Annotated in this window: 6 protein-coding genes; 3 read left to right on the plus strand and 3 right to left on the minus strand. The window is 63.9% G+C overall.

What is annotated here, in order from left to right; all coding sequences use genetic code 11:
- From ACTS1X_RS11955 to ACTS1X_RS11965, 3 genes are all read right to left on the minus strand, one after another.
- Positions 1-344, minus strand: a 344-nt coding sequence (locus ACTS1X_RS11955; protein ID WP_442614627.1) for a mechanosensitive ion channel family protein, incomplete at its 3' end; no start/stop codon positions are given.
- A 64-nt stretch (positions 345-408) separates the two neighbouring features.
- Positions 409-1,803, minus strand: coding sequence for a class II fumarate hydratase (gene fumC / locus ACTS1X_RS11960; protein WP_442614632.1), 1,395 nt, complete (start codon positions 1,801-1,803; stop codon positions 409-411).
- Positions 1,804-1,920: 117 nt separating this feature from the next.
- On the minus strand, positions 1,921-2,403 hold the full coding sequence (locus ACTS1X_RS11965) for an SspB family protein (protein WP_442614628.1): 483 nt from the start codon (positions 2,401-2,403) through the stop codon (positions 1,921-1,923).
- Positions 2,404-2,517: 114 nt separating this feature from the next.
- Between ACTS1X_RS11965 and hisB the strand changes: the two genes are divergently transcribed.
- From hisB to hisA, 3 genes are all read left to right on the plus strand, one after another.
- Positions 2,518-3,108, plus strand: a complete 591-nt coding sequence (gene hisB, locus ACTS1X_RS11970; protein ID WP_442614629.1) for an imidazoleglycerol-phosphate dehydratase HisB — start codon at positions 2,518-2,520, stop codon at positions 3,106-3,108.
- Positions 3,109-3,211: 103 nt separating this feature from the next.
- Complete coding sequence (hisH, locus tag ACTS1X_RS11975) at positions 3,212-3,832, plus strand: imidazole glycerol phosphate synthase subunit HisH (protein WP_442614630.1); 621 nt, start codon at positions 3,212-3,214, stop codon at positions 3,830-3,832.
- A 97-nt stretch (positions 3,833-3,929) separates the two neighbouring features.
- Complete coding sequence (hisA, locus tag ACTS1X_RS11980) at positions 3,930-4,661, plus strand: 1-(5-phosphoribosyl)-5-[(5-phosphoribosylamino)methylideneamino]imidazole-4-carboxamide isomerase (RefSeq protein WP_442614631.1); 732 nt, start codon at positions 3,930-3,932, stop codon at positions 4,659-4,661.
- Positions 4,662-4,721 lie beyond the last annotated feature (60 nt).

A 4,721-nucleotide genomic window follows, 5' to 3' on the forward strand; every position in this document is an offset into this window, starting at 1 on the left:
TTCTCGAAGATATCCTGGAAGGCGAAGCCGATCGCGACCGCGCCGATGCCGAGGCCGGCCAGGATGCTCGCGGGCGTGATGCCGGGCAGGATGATCGCGGCCGCGGCGAACAGGCCGAGGATCCAGATGAAGATCGTCACGACCGTTTCGATCAGGGTCAGCAGGCTCGGCCGGATATCGGTCTTACCGATGATCCGGTGCGCGATCTTGCGGCCGCCCTTGGCCAGCGCCCAAGTGATGATGAGGATGACCAGCCCGATCGCGAGTTGCGGCAGCATCCGCACCGTTTCCTCGGCCATGTCGCCGAGCTGGTCCTGCAATATCGTTAGAAAAGCTGCGTCCATCGTTACCCCGTTTTTTTCGTTTCTGTCCGGTCAACGGGGCCGGCGCGCAGATTGTTCCGGTAACCTAACGACCGATCATCTTTTCCGGGCGCACGACGCGGTCGAACGTCTCCGCGTCGACCAGTCCGAGTTCGAGGCCCGCTTCCTTCAGCGTCTGGCCGTTCTTGTGCGCGTGCTTGGCGATCGCGGCGGCATTGTCGTAACCGATCTCGGGCGCCAGCGCCGTCACCAGCATCAGCGAGCGGTCGACCAGTTCCTGTATTTTCTCGCGATTGGGTTCGATCCCGTCGACGCAGCGTTCGGCGAAGCTCGTCATGCCCGTTGCCATCAGGTCGATCGAGCGCAGAACATTGGCCCCGATCAACGGCATGAAGACGTTGAGCTCGAAATGCCCCTGCATGCCGCCGACGGTCACCGCCTGATGATTGCCGATCACCTGCGCCGCAACCATCGTCAGGCTTTCGCACTGGGTCGGATTGACCTTGCCCGGCATGATCGAGCTGCCCGGCTCGTTGGCGGGAAGCGAAAGCTCGCCGAGCCCCGAGCGCGGTCCCGAACCGAGGAAGCGGATGTCGTTGGCGATCTTGGTGAGCGCCACGGCGAGCGTGTTGAGCGCGCCGGAGAAGAAGACGAGCCCGTCCTTGGCCGCCAGATGCTCGAACTTGTTGTCCGCGCTCTCGAAATCGAAACCGGTGATGTCGCTGATCGCGCCGGCCATGTCCTCGGCCCAGCCCTCGGGCGCGTTCAGCCCCGTGCCGACCGCCGTGCCGCCGATCGCGAGCTTGGCGATATTGCCCGTCAGCGCCCCCTCTATCCGCGCCTTGCAGCTGATCAGCTGCGCCGCATAGCCGGAAAATTCCTGGCCGAGCGTCAGCGGCGTCGCATCCTGGGTGTGGGTCCGGCCGATCTTGACGATATCGTCCCAGGCCTCGGCCTTCGCCGACAGCGAGGCGATCAGCGCATCGAGCGCCGGGACCAGCCGGTCGCGCGTGGCCAGTGCGGCGGAGACGTGAAGCGCGGTCGGGAAGCTGTCGTTGGAGCTTTGCGACATGTTGACATGATCGTTGGGATGCACGGGCTCCTTGCCGCCGCGCGTGCCCGCGAGCGCCTCGTTGGCGATTCCCGCGATCACCTCGTTGACGTTCATGTTGGTCTGCGTGCCGCTGCCCGTCTGGAAGGTGGTCAGCGGAAATTCCCCGTCATGATCGCCATTGCGGATCGCCGTCGCCGCCGCCTCGATCGCATCGGCGATCGTCGTATCGAGTCCATGTTTCCTGTTGATCCGCGCCGCGGCCTGTTTGACCGCCGCCTGGGCATGGACGATGCCGAGCGGCATCCGCTCATGCGCGGCGAACGGGAAGTTTTCGAGGCTGCGCTGCGTCTGCGCGCCCCAATAGGCGTCGGCCGGCACCTCGATCGGGCCGATGGAATCGGTTTCGGTGCGGGTTTCGCTGGTCATCATGCTTTTCTCGCCTTGTTCGTCATGCTGAATCGGGCCGGCATCCGTCCCTCAAAATGCGATGACGGCGCTAGCGGATAAATGGATCCTGAAACAAGTTCAGGATGACGCTGTGCGTCATTTCTTGCGTTTGAAATCGACCGCGACGACGTTGGAGCCGTCCTCGATGGGTTCGGCCGGCGGCGGATCGTTCTCGGCGTGATCATGATCGCCCGGGGCGCTGTCGTCGCCCTGCGCCTGGAACTGCAGCGCGAAATTCACCGCCGGATCGACGAACCCGGTGATCGCGGCGAACGGCACGATCAGGGTCGAGGGCACCTGGTTGAAGCTCAGTCCGACCGAAAAGCCGTCCTCGTCGACCGTGAGGTCCCAGAAGCGCTTCTGCAGGACGATCGTCATCTCGTCCGGGAATCGCTCCAGCAGATGGCCGGGAATGTCGACGCCGGGCGCGCGCGTCTTGAAGGTAATGTAGAAATGATGGTCGCCCGGCAGGTCGCCGGCCTCGCCGACCTCGCTCAGCACCCGGCCCACCACCGCGCGCAAGGCCTCCTGGACGATTTCGTCATAGGGAATCAGGCTGTCGGGCGTCTCATCCGTCATGCCGGTTTGGTGAACGCCTCGGCGGCGAGGGTCAATATTTGTTTGTCAGAAACTTGCCCGCGCAACGCGGCGCGGCGCTTGACCGACAAGCCGAGTCTGACCAAAGAACCCTCCATGCGCACCGCTTCGATAGCCCGCAAGACCGGCGAGACCGATATCGCCGTCGAGATCGATCTCGACGGGACCGGGGCCTATGCCATTTCGACCGGCATCGGCTTTCTTGATCACATGATCGAACAGCTATCGCGCCATTCGCTGATCGATATCGACTTGAAGGTCGATGGCGACCTGCATGTCGACCAGCATCACACGACCGAGGACAGCGCGATCGCGCTCGGCGAGGCGGTCGCCAAGGCGCTCGGCGACAAGGCGGGGATCCGCCGTTACGGTTCGGCCTATTCGCCGATGGACGAAACGCTGTCGCGCGTCGCGCTCGATATTTCGGGGCGGCCCTTTCTCGTCTGGAAGTCTGGCTTCAGCCAGGAACGGCTGGGCGAGATGGATACCGAACTCATCCAGCACTGGTTCCACAGTTTCGCCGGCTCGGCCGGCATCACGCTCCACATCGAAACGCTGTACGGCGAGAACAACCACCATATCTGCGAGAGCATCTTCAAGGGGCTGGCGCGGGCGCTGCGCGACGCGGTCGAGATCGATCCTCGCAAGGGCGGCGCGATCCCCTCGACCAAGGGCACGCTCGGTTAGATATAAGACCCGTTCACGCTGAGCTTGTCGAAGCCTTGCCCTTTTCTTTTCCCCGTCAAAAAGTAAGAGCAGCCCTTCGACAAGCTCAGGGCAAACGGAGTTCATGGCAAATAGAATCGCCCTTATCGATTACGGTGCCGGAAATCTGCGATCGGTTCACAACGCGCTGATGGCGGCGGGAGCGACGGCGATCGACGTGACCGCCGAGGCCGGTGCCGTGCGCGACGCCGACCGCATCGTCCTGCCTGGCGTCGGCGCCTTCGCGGCCTGCATGAACGGGCTGTCGGCGCTGCCCGGCATGGTCGATGCGCTGCACGAGGCCGCAATCGACAGGGCGCGCCCCTTTCTCGGCATCTGCGTCGGCATGCAATTGATGGCGGAGCGCGGCGAGGAACATGGGACTCATGCAGGGCTGGGCTGGATGGCGGGTACGGTGCGGCCGCTGGCGAGCGACGATCCGCGCCTCAAAATCCCGCATATGGGCTGGAACGACGTGACGCCGCAGGGCGCACCGCCGCTGATCGAACCGGGCGAAGCCTATTTCCTGCACGGCTATCATGTCGCGCTCGCCGATCCGGCAGATGCCTATGCGATGACCGATCATGGCGGCCCGGTGACGGCGGCGATCGGCCGTGACACGATGATCGGCGTGCAGTTCCATCCCGAGAAATCGCAAGGCTATGGGCTTTCCTTTCTCCGACGTTTTCTGGACTGGCGGCCATGAAATCATTTTTTCAGACTTTTTTTCTCAGGCCTCGCCTTCGGCTCGGGCCGGTGCCTCGATTTTCCGTCAGGGAAATTCTGACAGAAGAAATTTCCCGATGAGCCTGATCGTCTTTCCCGCGATCGACCTGAAGGCCGGGCAGGTCGTGCGCCTCGCCGAGGGCGATATGGATCGCGCGACCGTCTATGGCGACGATCCGGCCGACCAGGCCCGCCTCTTCGCCGAAGCGGGGGCGGAGCACGTCCATGTCGTCGATCTCGACGGCGCGTTCGCGGGCGAGGCGAAGAATGCCGATGCCGTGGAGTCCATCGTCCAGACCTTTCCCGGCTATGTGCAACTCGGCGGCGGCATCCGGAACCGCGCCGATGTCCAACGCTGGTTCGATCTCGGCGTCGCGCGCATCGTGATCGGCACTGCGGCGCTGACCGATCCCGAATTCGTCAAAAAGGTGGCGCGCGATTTTCCCGGCGGCATCGTCGTCGCGGTCGATGCGAAAGGCGGTTTTGTCGCGACCCAGGGCTGGGCGGAGACCTCCGAAGTGAGCGTCATCGACATGGCCCGGCGGTTCGAGGATGCGGGCGTGGCCGCTTTGCTGTTCACCGATGTCGGGCGCGACGGATTGCTCAAGGGCTGCAATATCGAGGCCACGGTCGACCTCGCCAACGCCACCGATATCCCGGTCATCGCCTCGGGCGGCGTGAACGGCATCGCCGATATCCATGCGCTCAACATCCATGCCGATGCCGGGATCGAGGGCGTGATCACCGGCCGCGCGCTCTATGACGGCACGCTGGACCTCGCGACGGCGCTGGCATTGGCGAGCAGATGACCGAGTTTTTGTCAGAATTTCCCTGTCGGGAAATCGCCGCACCGGCCCGCTCCCCCTCCC

It is taken from the genome of Parasphingopyxis sp. (assembly GCF_052168275.1).
GTDB lineage: Bacteria > Pseudomonadota > Alphaproteobacteria > Sphingomonadales > Sphingomonadaceae > Parasphingopyxis.

Excerpts from the sequence above, each read along its gene's own strand:
- fumC (WP_442614632.1), bottom strand. The coding sequence starts at position 1,803 with ATGACCAGCGAAACCCGCACCGAAACCGATTCCATCGGCCCGATCGAG.
- ACTS1X_RS11965 (WP_442614628.1), bottom strand. The coding sequence starts at position 2,403 with ATGACGGATGAGACGCCCGACAGCCTGATTCCCTATGACGAAATCGTC.
- hisB (WP_442614629.1), top strand. The coding sequence starts at position 2,518 with ATGCGCACCGCTTCGATAGCCCGCAAGACCGGCGAGACCGATATCGCC.
- hisH (WP_442614630.1), top strand. The coding sequence starts at position 3,212 with ATGGCAAATAGAATCGCCCTTATCGATTACGGTGCCGGAAATCTGCGA.
- hisA (WP_442614631.1), top strand. The coding sequence starts at position 3,930 with ATGAGCCTGATCGTCTTTCCCGCGATCGACCTGAAGGCCGGGCAGGTC.